The organism is Breznakia sp. PFB1-19 (genome assembly GCF_029893935.1).
GTDB lineage: Bacteria > Bacillota_I > Bacilli_A > Erysipelotrichales > Erysipelotrichaceae > Breznakia > Breznakia blatticola.
Genome location: NZ_JARXXJ010000003.1, coordinates 82,448 through 103,354, shown reverse-complemented (window position 1 = coordinate 103,354; position 20,907 = coordinate 82,448). Strand labels below are relative to the sequence as shown.

Genomic DNA, 20,907 nt, shown 5'->3' with positions numbered 1-20,907 from the left:
TGTGTAGTTATCTTTGCGATAATTGAACTAGGAAAATTGGAGGAATATTATGAGTAAAGGGATTGTACTATACAAGTCAAAATATGGTGCCACAAAGCAGTATGCAACTTGGTTAGCAGAAATGACTAGTTTTGATTTAGTAGAAATAAGTAAAGCAAATATACATGAAATAGAAACATATAACACAATCATACTTTGTGGTGGTGTGTATGCATCATCAATTGCTGGCTTATCGTTTCTAAAAAAGCATGCAAAGGCATTACATGGTAAAAAAATAGTGATTTTAGCAGTTGGAGCAACTCCATATGAAGAACATGTACTTGATACGATACGAGAACACAATTTAAAGCATGAATTAAAAGACCTACCATTATTTTATGCACATGGAGTCTTTGATGAAAATAAGATGTCATTTCGTGATCGAACACTGATTAAGATGTTAAGAAAGTCTTTAAAGAAAAAAGATCCAAATACATATTCTACATTGGAACAAACAATCATGTCAGTTAATCAACAAAAAGCAAATAATATACAGAAGGAGTATTTAGCTCCATTAATTGCTTATTTATCTAAGTAGGTATTTATATCTACTTTTTTTGTTATTTGATATAATACGTATATGAAACTACATGAAGCAATTGAAAACTATATTCACTATATTAGTGTTATTGATCAAAAGGCACTAACAACAATTGATAACTATAAAAATGATCTTGTACAATATGAGTCATTTATGCACGAGCATAATATAGAAGATGTAGAAACGATTGAGTACAAAAATATTGAAGCGTTTATTCAAAATCAAGCGTTATCAAAAAAGATGAATTCCATAAACCGGATGATTGTATCAATTCGTAACTTTCATTACTATGTCACATATAATTTTCCAAGTATTGCAAACCCAGCAATGCATGTAAAACTAAGTAAAAAAGGAAATAAACTACCTTCATTTTTAAATGAGAATGACTTAGAAATGTTTATAGGTGCATTTAATGATAAAAAAGATGTCGATTTATATCAACATGCGATTATTGAAGTCATGTATGGTTGTGGACTACGCGTAAGCGAGGTTTGTAACTTGCAAATGAATCAATTACACCTGCAACAAGGCATAATTAAAGCCGTAGGGAAGGGAAATAAGGAACGCTTAATTCCAATCAATCAACATGCAATTGATTGCTTACAGTTGTATTTTGATGGTCCAAGAGCTTTTTGGAATACAAAGAAGCTTCATTATGTGTTTGTTAACCAAAGAGGGAACCGACTAACAAGACAATATGTTCATTCGATGATCAAAAAGAAACTTATGGAGTTAGAGATGAATGATACAATTTCTGCGCACTCGTTTCGACATAGTTTTGCAACACACTTACTAAATGGTGGTGCAGATTTACGTAGTGTCCAGGAACTACTTGGTCATAGTGATATATCGACAACACAAATATATACACACATTCAAAGTGATCGTTTAAAACATGAATATTTACAAGCTATGAACAAAAAGAAGAAATAGTTAACTGCATATAACTGTATCTTCTTTTTATGTTCATAAACGTAATTTATATTAGTTATTGTTTTGATAAACAAATTATGATAATGTTTATGTAAAGGATGTGATATATATGAAGAAAATTGAAGAATTACATTTAGATGAATTAAAATGTGGTTATACAGTACATGATGATGTTTATGTATGTATTTTTTGTGATCAAAAATATGAAACTGGACACATTTATACATGTAAAGATGAATTATTAGATGCACATGCAGCTATGAAGCACCATATTTGTGAGGTTCATGGCGGTACATTAAAGGAATTATTTGCACTCGATAAAAAACAAACGATGTTAAGTGATGTACAAAAACGGATGCTTTCATATTTTGCGGATAATAAAAGTGATAAAGAGATTGCTAAGATTACACATACATCATTATCTACGGTTCGACAACAGCGTTATCAATTAAAAGAAAAAGCAAAGCAAGCTAAGGTATTTCTTGCAATGTACGAGCTCTCAGAGCAATCGAGTTCCTTTGAAGCGTACATTCCTATACATCAAAGCGCGACAATGGTCGATGATCGATACCTAATGACGCTAAAAGAAGAACAAGAGTTCATTGATCGATATTTTAGTAGTACAAGTCCATTGCAACTAAAAATGCTACCAGCAAAGCAAAAAGCAAAACTAGCCGTATTACGTATGATAGCTAAACAATTTGATGAGAATAAAGAATATACAGAAATGGAAGTTAATGAAATACTAAAAATAATTTACGATGATTTTGTTACGATACGTAGGTACATGATTGAATATGGTTTCTTAAAACGTACAAACGATGGAATTCGATACTGGAAACCAGAAACTGTACAATAACCCTATAATACATACATCTAAACATTACATAATACACATTATGCGAAGTAAAGTATTCATAATATGTGTTATGAAGGTAAGTAAACCCCCACTACTTATAATAAATGTAGTGAGGGTTTCTTTATTTCTATTATTTAGATTTTTCTGTCTTGTTTGCTTCTCTATGTTTTTTTCTGGCATTAATATAGATTTCAATAACTGTAATTGTTAGAAGTAATCCCAAGAACTCTGAAGCTAAATTCATACAAAAGTCATGCAAATTGAAGTTAGGATTATCAAATACCCCAATTGCGAATGTAACAGAAAATATAATTACAATGACAATGTATGAAATAAGTAGTTTTTTACTCTTAAGCATAAATCCCCCTAAGTCGTCTATCGATGCTGTAAAGTAATTTCTACTTGATCACCAATCGATTTGCCTATTTGATTTCGAATCGCTTTTGTAATTCCTAAGATGTAACAAATATCACCATTTTCTTTTTTAATCCCATGTTGACGATACTTCCATTATATGGAATTCCATCAAAGGTTGCATGTACTGGTAAGCGTCCTTTTTGAAATTCTTTTTTTATATCAAAAGGAACTTCAATATATGCGCCTCCCTTTCCTATTGTAGCTTCCTTTATAATTGTTTTAAATGTATATGGAAATGTGATGTTGTACACCATAATTATCCTTTCAAGGCAAGTTTTAGTTTTTTAATTGCCCAAGTGTAATGTGCACATGTTGCTGATATGCAATAACTTGCGATATTTGTTGATCCAACCCATGGATATATCGCTTTGGTGAATAGTACTTCTTCAGATAGTGATTCAATGACATCAATTACAGCCTTGTGTGAAGATAATAACATACTTTTGGCGTCATTTAAGCTTGTTTGTTGGTGTTTTTTCCAAAACTCGACATTCATATCTGCATAGTTATTCCATTTGTATGGTGCTGGTAAAAACGGTGTATTTTCACCATCATCCATGTTTCGTTTTAACCAGTGTAAGAGAAGTTGTTGCCACTCATATACATGGATAAGAACATCGCGTAAATTCTTATCACGTGCCCAGTGTGCTTCTTTCTTACCAGTTATATCATATGTGAAGTTTGCTTCTTGTTGTGTAGGAGTCATAGTATTGATAATCTCTCCTAGTTTATGAAATTCTGTAGTTGCTTGATCAAGCAATTCTTTTTTTGTTTTTGGTCTTGCCATTGTTAGTATCCCCTTATTTTATATTTTGTGCTTTATTTTTTTGTTGCAAATAGATAATGATATATGCAACAAATAGACATAGATTAATGAAAATAGCTGGCACAGTTGTTATTGCATTCATTTGTGTTAAATCAGCTAAATAACCGTAGATAATTCCACTTGCTCCAGAAACAATCATAATCATAAGTGCAGATGCTAAACCTAAAAGTGTTTTTGCTCTAAGCAGATTCATCACCATCAATAGTATAGTGGCAATGCTTAGTGCATTACAAAAGAAATTCAATGTATTGTTCATAATCATCCTCCAAATTGAAAAAAAGAAGCACAGTGGCTCCTTTTTGATCTAAATTACTTAACTGCTTCTTTTAATGCTTTAGAAGCTTTGAATTTAGGTGCTTTTGATGCAGCGATTGTTAATTTTTCACCAGTTGCAGGGTTTACACCTTGACGTGCAGCTCTTTCAACTACTTCAAATTTTCCAAATCCTGAAATATCAACTTTACCACCATCTGCAAGAGTTTTAGTAACTTCTGCGAATACTGTTTCAACTGCTGTAGTAGCGTCTTTCTTTGTAATTCCAATAGTTTCTGCTAACGTTTCAGCTAATGCTTTCTTGTTTAATGTTTCCATATCTTATACCTCCGAACATCTAGGTTAATTATAGTCTATCTAAAAAAATATAACAAGGAAAACACATTACGAAAGTGCTAAAAAATGCGATAAATACTACTTTTTATCAATAATTTGCAAGATTACGTGCCCTGCGAGCATAATTCCAGCGATATTTGGCATAAATGCCACGCTTCCAGGTACGTTTCGCTTGATGATATTTGGGTTAACTTCCCAAGGAATCATTGGTTTTATTGGTTGTTCTGTAGACCAAAGAACCTCAACTTTTTTGATATGTCTAGCTTTTAATTCTCTACGTAATACCTTAGCTACAGGATCATAACTCGTCTTTGAAATATCACCAATTTGTAGTTTCGTAGGATCTAGCTTATTTCCAGTTCCCATGGAACAAATAATTGGTATTTGCATTTCTTTTGCTTTTTCGATAAGTAAAATCTTAGCTACCATCGTATCAATACAGTCAATAATGTAATCCACTCCAACTAAATCGATTTCATCAATTGTATCTTTTAATACAAACGTTTCATATGTATGAATTATGGCATTAGGATTGATATCAAGTAAACGTTTTTTCATTACTTCTACTTTGCTTTGACCAATGGTAGAGTGTAAAGCGACAATTTGACGGTTAAGATTACTTAACGACACAGTATCGTTATCGATAATACTAACTTCTTTCACACCAGAGCGAACTAATGTCTCAATACAATGTCCCCCTACTCCACCAACGCCAAAAACAGCCACGTGGCTGTTTTGTAGGGTTTTGATTCCGTTTTCTGTTAGTAGCATTTCGCTACGAATAAATTGATTTTCCATAACGTTATTCTGATTTAAGTTCACGTAACATTAAGTCTTTTGCACTTTGTTTTGGCTCTTTACCTTCATATAGTACTTTATAGACTTCTTCAATGATTGGCATATCGATATTCTTTGCTTTAGCAAGTTCATGTACAACTTTTGCTGTACGAACACCCTCTACGGTTTTCTTGTTTGTATTCCAGTAGATTTGTGCATCATTGGCTTTACCAATTTCATATCCTGCTTGGAAGTTACGAGAGTGTCTGCTAGTTGCAGTAACAATTAAGTCACCAATTCCAGTAAGTCCCATAAAGGTTTCTTTCTTACCACCATATGCACTACCAAAGCGCATAACTTCAGCAATACCACGCGTGATTAGTGCTGCACGTGTGTTATCTCCATAACCTATTCCAGCTAAGATTCCACTTGCAACAGCAATTGCATTTTTCAAGGCAACACCTAATTCTGCACCAATTTCATCATTTCCTGTATACACACGGAAATAGTCATTTGAGAATACACGTTGTATCGTTTTCGCATCTTCTTCATTTTGTGAGACTGCAGTGATTGTTGTTAGTAAACGTTCAACTACTTCCTCTGCATGACTTGGTCCGATTAGGGATACAACACTGCTTAATTTATCAGCTGGTACACTTGCACGAATCACATCACTCATACGTGCATTTGTATCAGGATGGAATCCTTTTGAAGTATTCACAAAGATTATTTTCTTATCTAAGTATGGTGCAACTTGTTCACAAACACTTTGAATTGCGATTGTTGGCACACTAAGTAAAACAATATCACTTCCTGTAACTGTAGTTAGATCTGTTGTCGCTTTAATTGCTGGGTTTAATTTGACCCCAGGAAAAAATGTTGAGTTAAGATGATTGTTTGCTATATCATCAATTTGACTTTCGTCGATTCCCCATATTGTGACATCTACATTGTTGTCTGCTAGCACTTGTGCTAATCCAGTTCCCCATGAACCACTTCCAATAATTGTTACTTTCATTATTCCTCCATGAATGATTTACAAGCTCTTAAGATTCTATCTTGCACGAGCATTAATGTGGATGGTTGTACCTGTAAAGTTAAACGCATCCCGTAAACGGTTCTCCAAGAATCTTTTGTATGAAAAATGTAATAATTCCGGGTTATTTACAAATAATACAAAGGTTGGTGGACTTACACTTACCTGACTTGCATAATAAATACGTAAACGTACGCCATTATGTGTAGGTGGTGGTGTAACTAATTGTGCATCCAAAATAACTTCATTAACAACATTTGTTGGTAGACGAAGTGTTGAATAATCATGTACTTCATCAATTAATGGAATTAATGTTTGAATACGACTACGATTTAATGCACTTACAAAGGCAATTGGTGCATAATCTAAATATTTAAATTCTTCACGAATCAATTCAGTGACTTGATTCATTGTTTTTTCATCTTTATCGACAGTGTCCCATTTGTTGTAAACAATGATAACACCCTTCCCTGCTTCATGTGCATATCCAGCGACGTGTTTATCCTGTTCACGGATTCCACTTTCACCATCTAGCACAACAAGGACAACATCACTACGTTCAATGGCTGCCATCGCACGTAAGATGGAATACTTTTCGATATTTTCGTAAATCTTTCCACGTTTACGAATACCTGCAGTATCGATAACGACATAATCTTTTCCATTTACTTTGAATGGTGTATCTACTGCATCTCGGGTAGTTCCTTCAATGTTTGAAACAATAACGCGTTCTTGGTTTAAGATCGCATTTACCAAACTTGATTTTCCAACGTTAGGACGTCCAATGATACAAAACTTTGTCATTTCATCATAATCTTTACGTTGTACATTTTCAAATGAATTAATGATGCTATCTAATACATCACCAATTCCAATACCGTGAACTCCACTGACAGCAATTGGTTCTCCAATTCCTAGTGAATAAAATTCATAGATATTTGCTTGTAATTGGGTGTCATCGATTTTATTTACTGCCAAAATCACTGGCTTTTTTGTTTTACGTAATAAAGAAGCGATATATTCATCATCTTTTGTTACGCCATCAATTCCACTCACGACAAATACAATAGAATCAGCTTCTTCTAAAGCGATATCCACTTGCATTTGTATTTCTTCTTTAAATGGTTGGTTGTCCAGTTGAATTCCACCAGTATCAATAATTCGAAATTCTTTGGTTAACCATTCTGCTTTTGCATACACACGGTCTCTAGTAACACCAGGTGTATCTTCAACAATGGATTTACGTTCTCCAATCATTCGATTAAATATAGTAGATTTTCCGACATTTGGGCGACCAACGATTGCTGTAATCCCACTAATCATTTTGTTTCTCTTTCTTTTGTATAATCGATAATACTTTATTAACTACTTGTTCAATATTCAATAAAGATGTATCAATTTCTATGGCATCATCTGCTTTTTTTAGCGGTGATGTCTCTCGATTCATATCTTGGTAGTCGCGTTGCTCAATATCTTTGGCAATTTGATCGTAATCAACATCGACTCCTTGCATTTTATATTCTTCAAAACGGCGTTTTGCTCTTGCTTCAACAGAAGCAACCATGAATATTTTTACTTCTGCATCAGGCAATACGACAGTTCCTATATCACGGCCATCTAGAATAAATCCTTTAGCTTTGGCCATTTCTCTTTGTTTTGCGACCATCTTCTCACGAACGAGTAAGATTTTAGCAATACTACTTGTACGCATACTAATTTCATTGGTACGAATGTTTTTAGAAACATCTTCTCCATTGATAAATACGTTTCCTGCTTTATCAAATGAAATCTCCATGTGTTGCAACATCTCATCTAATGCGGTTAAATCATTTAGTTCAATGTTATTTTTTAGACTTTGGTAAGCACAGCAACGATACATCGCCCCTGTGTCAATATGTACATAACCTAACTGTTTTGCTAACAGTTTCGCGATTGTACTTTTACCAGCCGCGCTTGGTCCATCAATCGCAATGTTAATCATACAAAAACTCCTCTCTTACATTTTAATGTTCATAATCCAGTATACAACAGTAACAACTACTGCTAGTAGCAATACGATTAAGACTGCAATTATGATATTTAAAAGACGGTTATTTTTATCTACTCCATCATTTAAGGTATGAATCTCTTCTTCTTGCTCGTGAAGTTTTGTTTTCAGTTGCAATGTTTGATCAAGTAATTCATCATAATTTGTTGTATCTTCATCATCTTGGCTAGAATCACTAGGCATAGACATGTTTGTTGTTACATCTTTAGCAGTTGGTAAAACAATTGTTTGTTCACTTTCTACTGCTACTTCAGGTTGTACGATTTCTTCACGTACATCTTCAAGTGGTTGTACTTCTTCCTGGTGAATTAAATCTTGCACTTGTCGTGCAATTTCTTGTGTCATTGACATACGATCTTCTTTATCCATCGCTTGGATGTTTGGAATTTCGTTAGTTGTATACACACTAGCATTTTCAATCACTCCACTTGCTTCATGAACCTCAGTTTTTTGAGCTTCATTATCCATATATGATGCACGTTTTTGACGTTGCTTACTTGATAATTGTTGTAAGATATCAAGTCTTGTATCTTCACTTTCACGAACACCTTTTTTCATATTATAATCACGTACTTCTTGTAAGAAGTCATCCAAGTATTCGTTTTTAAACTCTCCAGTTGTTTCTGAGTTTGTATAATTTATCGAACGTTTTTGATGTGAGGGTGCTTTATTTTCCTCAACTTGTTTATTTAACTGTTGTAATGCTTGTTGCACAGCTTGTTCATCATCTTGGTTTTGATTTAAGGTTTGACGAAGTGCCTCGTATTTTTTTACTCTTGAATTTTCACTCATTTTCAAATCCTCCATACTTGTCTATTATAACAAATTCCAAATTGCATGCATACCGATATTCAATAAAAAAGCCCCTTTCGGAGCATTTTATTATGATTTATGCACGCCCTGCATATTTTCCATCAGATGTAGATACAAGAATAATTTCATCTTGATCAATAAATAATGGAACACGGATGCCATACCCAGTTTCAAGAACAGCATTTTTTTGTGCGTTTGTTGCTGTATCTCCTTTTACTGCTGGTTCACTTTCAACGATTTTTAGAGCGACTTTATCCGGTAATACAACTCCAAGAATTTCGTTTTCAAACATAGTGATAACAACATTGTCATTTTCTTTTAAGAAGTTCATTTCCCATTCTACATTGCTTTTAGGAAGTTCTACTTGTTCATAACTTTCGTTATCCATAAGAATTAAGTTTTCACCATCATCGTATAAGTATTGCATTTCTCTTTTATCGATGTGCGCTGGTTCTACTTTATCTGATGAGTTAAATGATAACTCAGTAATTGCTCCTGTACGTAAGTTACGCACTTTCGCTTTGATTGTTGTTGCACTACGAGCCGTTTTGTTGTGTGAGTAGTCAAGTACAACATAAATATTTCCATCTTGTTGGAATGTAATTCCTGGTTTTAATTCGTTTGATTGTAACATAAGTTCTCCTTTTTCTTGTCTATTGTAAACTTTTTTTCGTTTTTTTAAAAGATTAACGACGTTTTTTTAGTTTCGATACAAATTTCTTCTTACCTGGCATTTGGTTCATTGCAGGCATACCACCTTGTGCCATGTTTTGCATAGCTGCCATATCAGGTGCTTGTCCTTGTTGAGACATACGAGCCATCATCGTCATCATTTTCTTCGATTTTTCAAATTGTGTCAGAAGTTTATTTACATCACCAACACTATGTCCACTACCATTAGCAATTCTTCTTTTTCTAGAAGAACGAATTTGGTCTGGATTTTCTCTTTCAAATTTCGTCATGGATTGAATCATCGCTTTGGTATGTTTCATTTGATCATCAGCTTTCATATCGTCTATGCTTTCCATCATTTGTCCCATACCTGGTACTAATTTCATGATTTTGCTAAGCGATCCCATCTTGTTGATTTGTTCAAGTTGTACCAACATATCATTAAGGTCAAATTTACCTTCCATCATACGACGTGAACTTTCTTCAGCTGCATCAAGATCCATTTTTTCTTCAGCTTGTTCAAGTAGAGTTAATAAATCTCCCATTCCTAGGATACGTTCTGCCATACGGTCTGGGTGGAACACATCTAAGTCTTCGATCTTCTCTCCTGTACCAACAAACTTAACCGGTACATGTGTAATTGCACGAACCGATAGGATTCCCCCACCACGTGCATCTCCATCAAGTTTTGTAAGAACTAAACCAGTAACATCTAACTTCTCATTAAAACTTTCTGCGACATTGACAATATCTTGTCCAGTCATCGCATCTACAGTTAATAGGATATCACTTGGTTTTACTGCTTTTTTGATTTTCTCAAGTTCTTTCATCAATTCTTCATCTACATGAAGACGACCAGCAGTATCAAAAAGTACAGTATCATATCCATTTGCCTTTGCATATGCTAAAGCATTTTTCGCAGTTGTTAATGCATCAACTTGGACACCTTCAGTATACACTTCAACATCAATTTGTTTTCCAAGTGTTTGTAGCTGTTCAATTGCAGCAGGACGAATCACATCACATGCAGCAAGCAATACTTTACGATCTTGTTTTTTACTCATCAAGTTTGCTATTTTCGCAGATGCAGTTGTTTTCCCAGTCCCTTGTAAACCAACCATCATAATCGTTGTAATTCCATCTTCTTTATAGTTGATTTCAGCAGTTGTTGAACCTAATAAATTGGTTAGTTCATCACGCACGATTTTTAGAACCATTTGTGCTGGATCTAGAGCATCATAAACTTTTTGTCCGAGCGCTTGCTCTTTAATTGTTTCAATAAAATCTTTTACTACACGGTAGTTAACATCAGCTTCAAGTAGTGACATGCGCACTTCTTTAAGCATTTCATCCATGTTCTTTTCAGTAAGTTTACCCTTACCACTAATATTTTTAAACGCTCGATTGAGTCGTTTGGTTAATGAATCAAACATTGTATCATACCTTTCTTTTTTGCCACCTCTTATTATATCAAATTATCATGCTATTGAGAATATTTTCTTTTGAGTTCATCCATACGGTTTTCTAACATCTTTTCAATAGAATCATAGGGCATCTCTTTAGTAAAAGGAAGTTGGATGGTTCCTTTTGCAGTTTTAAAGCCTGGTTCTAATTTCTGAAAATATAGTACACCAGAAGGGCTAGGATATAGACCTATATGATGTTTCATAAGTGCAAAATGTACGACATTTGTATGCCAGTAAAATGTAGGCATTCCATATCGAATCCGTTCTTCTGCTTCAGGCATAATTTTTTTGATTAAGTGATAAAGATTCCATAGACGTTCTTGTCTTTCATTTGGAGCATTTTCAATATATGTTTCAATTTCTGTTTTTGGCATATAACACCTCACTATCTCTTAAGTATAACGCATATTTTATCGATGCATACATAAATGACTAAAAAAGATGCTCCCAATTGGAAACATCTTTATTGTTTTATGCTTTACGTTTTCTTGTATACATAATTCCTAAGGCACTGCATGCAAGTAATCCATATAGAAGTACAATACTTGTTGGATCATATGTATTAACAGATCCACCTGCATTTAATGTTGTACTTGGCTGTGCTTGATCAACTGCTTTTACTTGTACATCAATTTGAACGGTTTGTGTATATAGTTCATTTTGTGCATCTGTGTATGAAACCGTTAGGAAAAGTGGATATGTTTTATTTTCATTTTTTGCATTTTTGATTGCTTTTAAACTAGTTTCATCAATATCTACTGTATACGCATCAACAACTTCTCCGTCAATTGTAACTGTTAGATTTACAAGACTTTGAATTTGTTTTAGATCTAAAGTTGAAAGTTTATCATAGCGAATATCAAAGTTTGATGCATACACTTGAAGTTCTACTTCATGATCAACAACTTGTGTTGTATCTACTAATCGTCCTTCAATTTCTGCTTTAAAGGTATGTGCATTTGCTTTTGCATAGGTAATGAAATCAGGATAAACAGAACCATGCGCAATATATTCGAAATTGGCAAGTCGTTCATCACTTAAAAACCAAGCAAGCATGTCTTCACGAGTGATCGCACGATACACAACATCTGCTTCTACTGTGCGTCCATCATCTAAAACGATTTTTTCAATACGTTCACCTACAGGTCTTGTAGGATCAAAGTACACTTTCATTCCAGCAAAGTGTTGGAAATTGTTGTTTTCCTCCGGATATGTAGCAAGTGCATTTTCCATTGCAGCATAGATTTCTTTACCACTTAATTCAAATGACAACAAGCGTTGTTCTGAACCAAGTGTGTTTAGTAATTCATCATATGTTACATCACCTTTTGGTAAGTCTTGACGAATGGTAACTCCTGGTGCAAATGAAACATCTGCATTCCCTTTTGCAGTTGCTAAATATGCATCAGATACAATATTTCCTAAGTTTGTTTCTTGTTTTCTAATTACTTGACGATTTCCAGTTAGATCTACTGGTGTAGTAAACATAACTTCTTTTAAAATCGTTTCATTTTTTGCGCGAACATCATCAATAATTTGTTGGATTTGTGCATCTGGTGTAATACCACGTGATTCTGCTTCACTTACTGGAATAATCGTTGAAGTAACATCAACAACTTTATTGTCTTTAATGTATAACTCCATCACTCCAAAGTTATTTCCGTATTCCCCAGTTTCAGCAATCAATACACCATTATGTATTAAACCACCATCATGAACTGTATGACAGTGTGCATCAACAATCGCTGTAAACCAGTCGCACTTTTCTGCTAAGTATTTACTTGTCAGTTCTGGATTTGGATCTTTTACTCCTAAATGCGTTACACCAATAAAGATTGTTGCACCTTCGGCAGCTGCTTTTGCTTTTAATTCTTCCGCTTTTGCGACTGTACGTGCTCCAAATCCTTCAGGATTATATGCAGTTGTTAATCCTAAGTATGCAATTTTAGTTCCATTATAGTCTTTAATTACATATTCTTCTACATCAGGAATTGCTGCTAATAAATCTGGTTCAGCATTTGCACCTAAAATTGGGAAATTTGCTGCATCGACAATATCGCTAAGCATATCAAATTTCATCGCATATTCATGATTACCTAATGTCATCATATCGTAACCAACTGCATTCATCACTGTGGCAACATCTAATCCACGTGACATAGAAGCAAATGAAGTTCCAGCAAATGCATCTCCAGCAGAAACAATTGTATATGCTTCACCTGCTGTTTCTAATTTGTTAGCATAACCTTTTACGTATGGTTCTACATCAACATAACTATGTACATCATTTGTGTGAATGATTGTAATTTTCTTATCGTAATCTAAAGCACGTACTTGTCGTAATGTTGATGGTACAACAAGTGAAAACATGCTGATTGTTACAAATAAACTAAGTACTATTTTCTTTAATCTTTTCATTTTGTTCCCTCTTTTTTTATGTGTTAGATTCTCCCTGCGAAATGTAAATCCTTTCACAATATGATTCCCCTAAATGCATATTGCTACTTGATTTATGTATATTTACAAGCTGTTTTTCACCTTCCTTTCTGTGCTTGTTTTTACCGTATCTTGAAATAAGAACATAAAAAAACCTATACGTAGACAAAAACTGTCGAAGTATAGGTTTAGCTTGCTTATGCAATCACTATCCTGTTCTTATGTAAATTCATCATAACAAAGCCAAGTAAGCATGTCAATCATTCTCACAGATTAAATGAAAGCGATTACAAATTTACCATCCTTTTGGTGTAAATACATGTGTTTCTATAAAATGTGCAAAGCCTTCTTCATCACATGTTTTTTCAGTGATAACATCAGCAATTGCTTTGGTGTCCTTGCTACCATTTAACAAACACACGCCAAGTCCACTTGCTTCAAGCATGTCATTATCGTTTGACATATCACCAAAAGCCATCACGTTTGCGACATCGATGTGATTACGTTTACAGTATTCTTTCATCGCAAATGCTTTAGAGACGTTGCTATTTGCAAATTCTAACATTGTTGTCTGTGTTTTGAATGCTTTATAGTTACTTGATTCATGTTGTTTTACATATGCTTCAATCTCAGGCATTTTGTCTTCATCAATGCGAAACATAATCTTTGCATTTTTCTCTTTATAAAATTCACTTTTATCATCAACTAAAACAATGGTCTTCCCTACTTTATCTGCAGAATACTGTACCATTTCATCCATTCTTGTTGCTAGAAAACGACCACCATCTAAATACATGTATGGATTTAAATCAAAAGGTTCCATCAATTCTAAGATTTCTTTGATCCATGCAGTTTCTAGTAAGTAATAGGAATGATAACTATGATTATTTCCATCCCATAGCTGACAACCATTTAAACCTAAAAGCATCGTTGTTTCTTTTTCCAATCCCCAACGTTTTACTTGTGCTTCGATTTCATCTAAGGGGCGACCAGATGCAAGACCAAAATGTACACCATGTGCATGCAATTTGCGAATTACTTCTTTGGTATACTCTTGCATTTCATGGGTTAGTGGCGAGACAAGTGTATTATCAATATCGCAAATAACTAACTGTAAATTTTCCATTATAAAGACTCTCCTTTATTTCGTTTGTTTACTTCTATTATAAACCCTCTAGTAACTATAGAGTCCACAAAATAAAAAGACATAAAATTATGTCTCATTAGTTATTTTTGATAAATCGTAATTACAAATTCAATGTCGATATCGAGAACTTTGATTGATTCTAATCGTAAACTAGCCTCTTTACTTGTTTTATGGTAATACGGCGTCATCATGAACAGTGCTTGTAGATCGTGGTTTGGACAAGTAATTTGATCTTTTACATAGATACGATCCACAATCGATAGTTGTTTGTGTATTGTTTCTTCATTCTGGTATGGTGTTTCATACAACACTTGTTTTAATTGCATTAAATGATTGGCTCCAGGTTCTACACATATAATATACCCTTTATCATGAATCATTCGTGTGTATTCTTCATATGCAAATGGTGCAAATACATTGAGTAAGATATCTGCTTGATGTGCTTTTATAGGCATATGAAAGATACTACTTAAGACATACTTTACATGTTTGGTACGTTTTGCAGCATACTTAAGTGCACGTTTGCTAAGATCCACTCCATATATGGTTGTATCTGGTAAAACTTGTGCAATGGCATTTGTATAATACCCTTCTCCACAACCAGCATCAACAATCATATTTGGATGTAAATCTTTAATGATATCGATTAATTTTTGTTGGAGGATAGTATAGTATCCCTTACTTAAAAAAAGCCTTCTGGCTTGGACCATTGCCAGTTCATCACCAGAAGTTTTTGCGCTTTTTAAATAGAGGTTTACATATCCTTCTTTTGCAATATCATACATATGATGATTCTTACAAGTATATCGATGCTCTTGTTTGTGTAAGTCTTTTTGACAAACAGGACAAACTAACATTAAAATAAATCCTCTTCATCTTGGAATACTTGATTGTAATAAATGTTTTCTGATTCAGTTGTTGCTACAGCTGTATCCAGTTCGCTTTGCCAATCAAAATGTGCTTCCATTTTTTCAACTTTTGCAAGATTTGGTTTTGTTGTTGGTTTCTTTGGTGTAAAGATTGTACAACAGTCCTCAAATGGTTGAATTGAAATATCATATGTATCAATTTTTTGTGCAATATCGATAATTTCCAATTTATCGTGACAAACAATTGGGCGAAGTACAGGAATATCTACAACTTTACCAATAACATTCATTGATTCTAGTGTTTGACTAGCTACTTGACCTAAACTTTCACCGTTTACAATCGCTAAACAATTTTGCTTTTCTGCGATTTGTTGGGCCATACGGTACATCATACGACGCATCACTGTGATTGCATAACTTTCATAGCAGTTTTTGTATATTGCTAATTGCATTTGTGTAAATGGGACTACATGTAAGCGAATATGTCCTTGATATAGTGCAAGCTTACTAGCTAGTGCTTTTACTTTATTTAAGGCTTGCAGACTTGTGTATGGTGGTGATGCATAGTGAATACATTCAATTGCAACTCCACGTTTCATCATTTCATAACAAGCTACAGGTGAATCAATACCACCTGATAACATAACCAATGCTTTTCCGCTACTTCCTACTGGATACCCACCAGCACCTTTGATTTTATCACTCATTACATAGGTATAAAATTCACGCACTTCAACTTGAATACGTAAATCTGGTTTTTTAACGTTTACTTTTAATTCTGTGTTTTGTAGGATCTTTGTAGCACAAGCACGATTAATTTCATCACTTGAATATAAAAATGGCTTGTGATGTCTACGTGTATCCATTTTAAATGTATGAATATCACTACTTGCTTGTAAGGCTACAGCATATGCTGCTTCAATAATGGCATCCAGTTCACTAGGCACTTTCTTAGCTAACGAGAAACTAGAAATCCCAAATACGCACTGTAGACGCTTGCTAACGGCTTTATAGTCTTCCCCATTCAGTAAGATATACATGCGATCATGACCTTTTTCATATTCTAAGTGTTCAAACTCGCGTAGTGATTTTTTTACATTCATCATTAATTGACGAATAAAGTCTTTTTTATTTTTACCTTTTGTTGATAATTCCCCAAAACGAATGAGGATATGGTTGTATTCATTAGGTGCTGTATGCATATAAAATCTCCTTTAGATTCTCTAATAAGATAGACACTTCTTCTTTTGTTGTCAAGTGCGATAAAGAGATTCTTACGGCACTAAGTGCATGTTTTTCATCATAACCCATCGCTAATAGTGTATGTGATGGACTCTTTGTGCGTGTGGAACAAGCACTTTGACTTGAAATATAGATTCCTCTTTCATTTAATGCATTCATCAAGATTTCTGAATTCATCGTATGTACAGAGAAATTAATAATATATGGTGAACAAGCACGCGTAGAATTTAGATGCACTTGTTCCATTTGTGTTAATGCATCAAATATCGTATCACGCAATTGTACTACATGTTGATAGCTTTTTTGTTGTTCCAATTGAATTAAACGTAAAGTTTTAGCCGCAACAATACAACTTGGCGCATCAATTGTACCACCACGCAATCCTTGCTCTTGTGCTCCACCATGAACGATTGGAACTAACTCAATATTTCTCTTCTTAATTAAAATTCCACATCCTTTTACCCCATAAATTTTGTGGGTTGTAAAAGTAAACAGATCCATATTTTGCAACGAAAGATCATGCTTTCCGATTAGTTGTACTCCATCACTCATCATACAAATACGTGTCTGACTTTTTATATAATCAGCAATCTTCTCAATTGGTTGGATACTTCCTACTTCATTATTAATTGCCATAATGGAAAGTAATATCGTATCTTTACGAATGGCTTGTTGCACTTGTTCTAGACTTACAAGTCCTTCTTTATTTACATCTAAATACGTTACCTCAAAGCCAAATAAGGCCTCTAGTTGCTCAAAAGCATGCAAGATGGATGAATGTTCAATCTTTGTTGTTATCAAGTGTCTTCCCTTGTGTTGGTTCTTTAATGCGTATCCAGTAATTGCAAGTGAATTTGCTTCGCTAGCTCCTGACATAAAGAAGACTTCATCACTATGAACTTGTAACATCTCGGCAATTTTCTTGCGACTTGCTTCTACATAATCGTGTACTTGTAAAGCTGGCGTATATACACTCTCGGAATTATAAAAGTAGTTTTGGACACATACTTGATATGTATCCAAAACCTCTTTTCTGATTGGTGTTGTTGAAGCGTAATCTAAATAGATACTAGATTTGGATGGCTTCATTGATATCGACGCCTTTCTTTACCAGGTTTTCATAAACACCTGGGTGTAACTTTTCAATAATGTTCATTGCAATCTTTAGTGATTTTGTATATTGTCCATTATTGAAACATAATTCTGCTCTTGTTAATTCATTGTCTACTTCTGCATATTCACTACGGTATTTATTACCAAATAGAATTGCATTTTCAACCATAATTGCCATACCAACTAAGTTATTCACTGAGTTGTATAATGTATAGATATAATCAATACTTTCTTCAATCTTTGCATTTAAAGCTTCTACATTTAATGGTGTAATAAGTAAAATCGCTTTAATATCTTCAATGTGCTTGTTTGCCATGATTAAGTCATCATCGTATTTTTCACTTACATTTGGCAAATGATTTTTTTCGATTTTGATGCGAATTTCATTTACGATTAATTGTAATTTGATCATTTGTTCTTTCGCACGTTCTTCATCACTGCATGCAGATTCTAAACGTTGTTGCATTTCTTTACATTCAATTTCCAACTTTTGAACCATTGTATCCAATTCTTCGTATGATAGGAATAGCGTTGAAAATGGAACCGTGTTTTCGCTAATTACTTTCTCTAAACGGAAACGTTGTTCATTTAACTCATCAAGCATCACTTCATCTTTTTCTAAACGTGCTGTCCAATTATCAAAACCAAAGCGCACATTTACACGGTCATATAGTTCACGAATAATTTCATAACGTTTATTTAAATCTTTTACACGTTCAAATAGTGGAGTTACCTTTTCATGTAGTTGAACATATGCATCATTTTCTTTATCAATATCTTCTTTCACTGAAACAATACGGACTTCTAGATCATCAATATCTTTTTCAATGGTTGGTAAATCAACATCGCTTAGTTTTGCTAGACTTTCACTTAATAGTTCGCGAATGACTTCTAAACGTTTATCAATATCTAAGTGGTCTAAGTATACACCTTTGGCTTTACTTGAACTGTATAAATAGGTAAGTTCATCAGTTGCAGCAGTAAGTGTACCTTTCAATTGTTGGTAATAATCAGGAAGTGCATGTAATGCATGTTCCAAGTTTTCAATTTCCACTTGAATTTCCATTTGCTTATCTGCAGCTTTATCAAACTCACTTGCAAACATCCATTCTTCAAAAATGGAGAACATCTCTTCGATATTTTTAATCGAAGAATCTAGATTTTCAACACTTGTATGGTAGTCACTACGGTGTTCCATCAATTCCCTTTTTAGAACACGGAAGCGTTCTTTTAATGTATTAATGCTTTCACGTTGTGTGTTTTCTTGTTCCAAAACCTTTTCTAGTTTTGCATCAAGTGCTGAAACAATACGACTTGTGTTTGCAACTACTGGTTCTAGTTGATTGATACATTGATTTGCCTTCTTGATTTTCTTTGAGAAGATAAAATCATCAGTTTCAGCAAGTAATACACTATATTCTTTTAGACCTTCTTGTGTTTTTTCATATTCTTCTTGAAATGAAACCACATCATCTTTTAAGTTTGTATTTACCTTACTTAATGATACAGCTTTATTTAGTTTGAATGATAAAGGAATTCCTTTAAGTTCAGTAAAACGTAATTCTAGTGCATCAAAATCCTTTTTTGCACGTTTTAATCGAATTGAACGAACGATTAATATTATAATAATGAATGCAATTAGGATAATACCTACAATTAATATCCCCATAATTGAAACATTCTGTTTAAAAAAATTAATGAAATTTTCCATATCAACACCTCTGCGATTATTGTATCATAATTAGCGGAAGAAAAAACATTAAAATAATCGATAAGTAAAGAATATATTGACATTAACCTACTGATTTGATAAAGTAAACAGGCATCATTAATAGCAGCATGCAAAGTTTTATAAATCAGCGTTTGGATCGCATTTGCGAGATAGGAGTAATTCGGCTGCCTTACTTGAACGAAACTACATAACTCCAAACACTCTTATAGAATAATTTGTACTGTTATTGTTTTGCATTTGTAAAGCAATATAGGAGGAAACATTAATGGCTAGAATTACAAAACCTGTTTTTAAAACAGCAAGACGTCTTAGTTTCTCAATTTTAGAAAGTGGAAAAGAATTTTCTAAAGGAAAACAACGTCAATACGCACCAGGACAACACGGTCCTACAAAAAGAATTAAGTTAACTAACTACGGTTTACAGTTACGTGAAAAACAACGTTTACGTTACATGTACCAAATGAACGAACGTCAATTCTTCAACACGTACAAACGTGCGATTAAAATGAAAGGTGTTACAGGTGAAAACTTCTTATTCTTATTAGAAGCTAGACTTGATAACGTAGTTTACCGTATGGGATTTGCACCTACTCGTAGAGCAGCTCGTCAATTAGTAAACCACGGACACTTCTTAGTAGATGGTAAAAAAGTTGATATTCCATCATACCAAGTAAAACCTGGACAAGTAGTTGAAGTAAAAGAAAAATCTAGAAACTTACAACTAATCAACGATTCATTAGAAGCAGTATACAAGGCACCTGCATTCGTAGACGTTGACAAAAACGCGAAAAAAGGTACTTATGTTCGTACACCTGAAAGAAATGAATTAAACTCAGAAATTAACGAACTATTAATTGTAGAGTTCTACAACCGTCAATTATAATACCATCCAAAGAGCAAGACAGATTCTGTACTGCTCTTTTTTTTAAAATAACGCCCTACGTATATGTAGTGACGTTATTTTTTTCTAGTTTTCTTCGTGCTCTAAGAAACTTACTTTCTCAGCAACGAATTCATAATTTGTGTAGGTCTTATTTTCTTCGCTTGTATAAAAACTTGTTTGTACTCGTCCGCGAACACCAACAAGTGCTCCAGGCTCACAAACATCAATTACATCTTCAGCAATACCACGCCAAAGCGTTACCTGAAATACATCATAGTCATATACATTATCCGCATTTTTAAAATTTCGTTTTACTTTTACACTAGCAGTTGCAAATTTAATGTTTGAGCTAGTTAAACGAAGTTCTGGTTTTTCTACCATTCGACCTACAATTACAAAATGATTCAATATAACACCTCTTTTCTTTCTTGTCACGTATATATAGGCAAG

Annotated in this window: 25 protein-coding genes; 4 read left to right on the top strand and 21 right to left on the bottom strand. The window is 33.8% G+C overall.

Annotation, left to right across the window (positions count from 1 at the left end):
* The first annotated feature begins 49 nt into the window (after positions 1 to 49).
* From M2098_RS02750 to M2098_RS02740, 3 genes are all read left to right on the top strand, one after another.
* Positions 50 to 577 carry a flavodoxin domain-containing protein gene (locus M2098_RS02750; protein ID WP_280681447.1) on the top strand — a complete coding sequence of 176 codons (528 nt, stop codon included), beginning with the start codon at positions 50 to 52 and terminating at the stop codon, positions 575 to 577.
* Positions 578 to 619: 42 nt separating this feature from the next.
* Entirely contained in the window at positions 620 to 1,513 is an 894-nt protein-coding gene (locus M2098_RS02745) for a tyrosine recombinase (RefSeq protein ID WP_280681449.1), read from the top strand.
* Between the two features lie 109 nt (positions 1,514 to 1,622).
* Positions 1,623 to 2,372, top strand: a complete 750-nt coding sequence (locus M2098_RS02740) for a DUF2087 domain-containing protein (protein ID WP_280681451.1) — start codon at positions 1,623 to 1,625, stop codon at positions 2,370 to 2,372.
* Between the two features lie 130 nt (positions 2,373 to 2,502).
* On the opposite strand, the gene M2098_RS02735 is transcribed toward M2098_RS02740, so the two are convergent.
* The 20 genes from M2098_RS02735 to M2098_RS02640 form a co-directional block, all read right to left on the bottom strand.
* Positions 2,503 to 2,730 carry a hypothetical protein gene (locus M2098_RS02735; protein WP_280681453.1) on the bottom strand — a complete coding sequence of 76 codons (228 nt, stop codon included), beginning with the start codon at positions 2,728 to 2,730 and terminating at the stop codon, positions 2,503 to 2,505.
* A 17-nt stretch (positions 2,731 to 2,747) separates the two neighbouring features.
* A complete protein-coding gene (locus tag M2098_RS02730) occupies positions 2,748 to 2,810 on the bottom strand; it encodes a hypothetical protein (protein ID WP_280712689.1) in 63 nt (20 codons plus the stop codon).
* A gap of 14 nt (positions 2,811 to 2,824) precedes the next feature.
* Positions 2,825 to 3,043 (bottom strand): DUF1905 domain-containing protein, encoded by a 219-nt coding sequence (locus M2098_RS02725; RefSeq protein WP_280681454.1) that lies wholly within the window; start codon positions 3,041 to 3,043, stop codon positions 2,825 to 2,827.
* A gap of 2 nt (positions 3,044 to 3,045) precedes the next feature.
* Entirely contained in the window at positions 3,046 to 3,576 is a 531-nt protein-coding gene (locus M2098_RS02720; protein WP_280681455.1) for a ClbS/DfsB family four-helix bundle protein, read from the bottom strand.
* 13 nt (positions 3,577 to 3,589) lie between these two features.
* A complete protein-coding gene (locus M2098_RS02715) occupies positions 3,590 to 3,871 on the bottom strand; it encodes a hypothetical protein (protein WP_280681456.1) in 282 nt (93 codons plus the stop codon).
* 53 nt (positions 3,872 to 3,924) lie between these two features.
* Entirely contained in the window at positions 3,925 to 4,206 is a 282-nt protein-coding gene (locus M2098_RS02710) for an HU family DNA-binding protein (RefSeq protein WP_134170309.1), read from the bottom strand.
* A gap of 96 nt (positions 4,207 to 4,302) precedes the next feature.
* Positions 4,303 to 5,022: a tRNA threonylcarbamoyladenosine dehydratase gene (locus tag M2098_RS02705; protein ID WP_280681457.1), complete on the bottom strand. Its 720-nt coding sequence runs from the start codon at positions 5,020 to 5,022 to the stop codon at positions 4,303 to 4,305.
* A gap of 4 nt (positions 5,023 to 5,026) precedes the next feature.
* Positions 5,027 to 6,019, bottom strand: coding sequence for an NAD(P)H-dependent glycerol-3-phosphate dehydrogenase (locus M2098_RS02700; RefSeq protein WP_280681459.1), 993 nt, complete (start codon positions 6,017 to 6,019; stop codon positions 5,027 to 5,029).
* A gap of 36 nt (positions 6,020 to 6,055) precedes the next feature.
* Positions 6,056 to 7,360 carry a ribosome biogenesis GTPase Der gene (der, locus tag M2098_RS02695; RefSeq protein ID WP_280681460.1) on the bottom strand — a complete coding sequence of 435 codons (1,305 nt, stop codon included), beginning with the start codon at positions 7,358 to 7,360 and terminating at the stop codon, positions 6,056 to 6,058.
* Positions 7,353 to 8,018 carry a (d)CMP kinase gene (gene cmk / locus M2098_RS02690; RefSeq protein WP_280681461.1) on the bottom strand — a complete coding sequence of 222 codons (666 nt, stop codon included), beginning with the start codon at positions 8,016 to 8,018 and terminating at the stop codon, positions 7,353 to 7,355. The genes der and cmk overlap by 8 nt, the downstream gene beginning before the upstream one ends.
* Before the next feature lie 15 nt (positions 8,019 to 8,033).
* Positions 8,034 to 8,876 carry a hypothetical protein gene (locus tag M2098_RS02685; protein WP_280681462.1) on the bottom strand — a complete coding sequence of 281 codons (843 nt, stop codon included), beginning with the start codon at positions 8,874 to 8,876 and terminating at the stop codon, positions 8,034 to 8,036.
* A gap of 97 nt (positions 8,877 to 8,973) precedes the next feature.
* Entirely contained in the window at positions 8,974 to 9,531 is a 558-nt protein-coding gene (gene efp, locus M2098_RS02680; RefSeq protein ID WP_280681463.1) for an elongation factor P, read from the bottom strand.
* A 52-nt stretch (positions 9,532 to 9,583) separates the two neighbouring features.
* On the bottom strand, positions 9,584 to 11,002 hold the full coding sequence (gene ffh, locus M2098_RS02675; RefSeq protein ID WP_134170323.1) for a signal recognition particle protein: 1,419 nt from the start codon (positions 11,000 to 11,002) through the stop codon (positions 9,584 to 9,586).
* A gap of 50 nt (positions 11,003 to 11,052) precedes the next feature.
* A complete protein-coding gene (locus tag M2098_RS02670) occupies positions 11,053 to 11,409 on the bottom strand; it encodes a DUF1801 domain-containing protein (protein WP_280681466.1) in 357 nt (118 codons plus the stop codon).
* 97 nt (positions 11,410 to 11,506) lie between these two features.
* Positions 11,507 to 13,453: a 5'-nucleotidase C-terminal domain-containing protein gene (locus tag M2098_RS02665; RefSeq protein ID WP_280681468.1), complete on the bottom strand. Its 1,947-nt coding sequence runs from the start codon at positions 13,451 to 13,453 to the stop codon at positions 11,507 to 11,509.
* A gap of 313 nt (positions 13,454 to 13,766) precedes the next feature.
* Positions 13,767 to 14,597, bottom strand: coding sequence for an HAD family hydrolase (locus tag M2098_RS02660; RefSeq protein WP_280681470.1), 831 nt, complete (start codon positions 14,595 to 14,597; stop codon positions 13,767 to 13,769).
* Positions 14,598 to 14,698: 101 nt separating this feature from the next.
* Positions 14,699 to 15,475 carry a putative RNA methyltransferase gene (locus M2098_RS02655; protein ID WP_280681471.1) on the bottom strand — a complete coding sequence of 259 codons (777 nt, stop codon included), beginning with the start codon at positions 15,473 to 15,475 and terminating at the stop codon, positions 14,699 to 14,701.
* Complete coding sequence (gene thiI, locus M2098_RS02650; protein WP_280681472.1) at positions 15,475 to 16,689, bottom strand: tRNA uracil 4-sulfurtransferase ThiI; 1,215 nt, start codon at positions 16,687 to 16,689, stop codon at positions 15,475 to 15,477. The genes M2098_RS02655 and thiI overlap by 1 nt, the downstream gene beginning before the upstream one ends.
* A complete protein-coding gene (locus tag M2098_RS02645; RefSeq protein ID WP_280681473.1) occupies positions 16,673 to 17,818 on the bottom strand; it encodes a cysteine desulfurase family protein in 1,146 nt (381 codons plus the stop codon). The genes thiI and M2098_RS02645 overlap by 17 nt, the downstream gene beginning before the upstream one ends.
* Positions 17,799 to 19,511 (bottom strand): septation ring formation regulator EzrA, encoded by a 1,713-nt coding sequence (locus M2098_RS02640; protein WP_280681474.1) that lies wholly within the window; start codon positions 19,509 to 19,511, stop codon positions 17,799 to 17,801. The genes M2098_RS02645 and M2098_RS02640 overlap by 20 nt, the downstream gene beginning before the upstream one ends.
* A 328-nt stretch (positions 19,512 to 19,839) precedes the next feature.
* Between M2098_RS02640 and rpsD the strand changes: the two genes are divergently transcribed.
* Positions 19,840 to 20,457: a 30S ribosomal protein S4 gene (gene rpsD / locus M2098_RS02635; RefSeq protein WP_134170339.1), complete on the top strand. Its 618-nt coding sequence runs from the start codon at positions 19,840 to 19,842 to the stop codon at positions 20,455 to 20,457.
* An 84-nt stretch (positions 20,458 to 20,541) separates the two neighbouring features.
* Here rpsD and M2098_RS02630 read toward each other — a convergent pair whose 3' ends face one another.
* A complete protein-coding gene (locus tag M2098_RS02630) occupies positions 20,542 to 20,865 on the bottom strand; it encodes a single-stranded DNA-binding protein (protein ID WP_280681477.1) in 324 nt (107 codons plus the stop codon).
* Between the last annotated feature and the right edge of the window lie 42 nt (positions 20,866 to 20,907).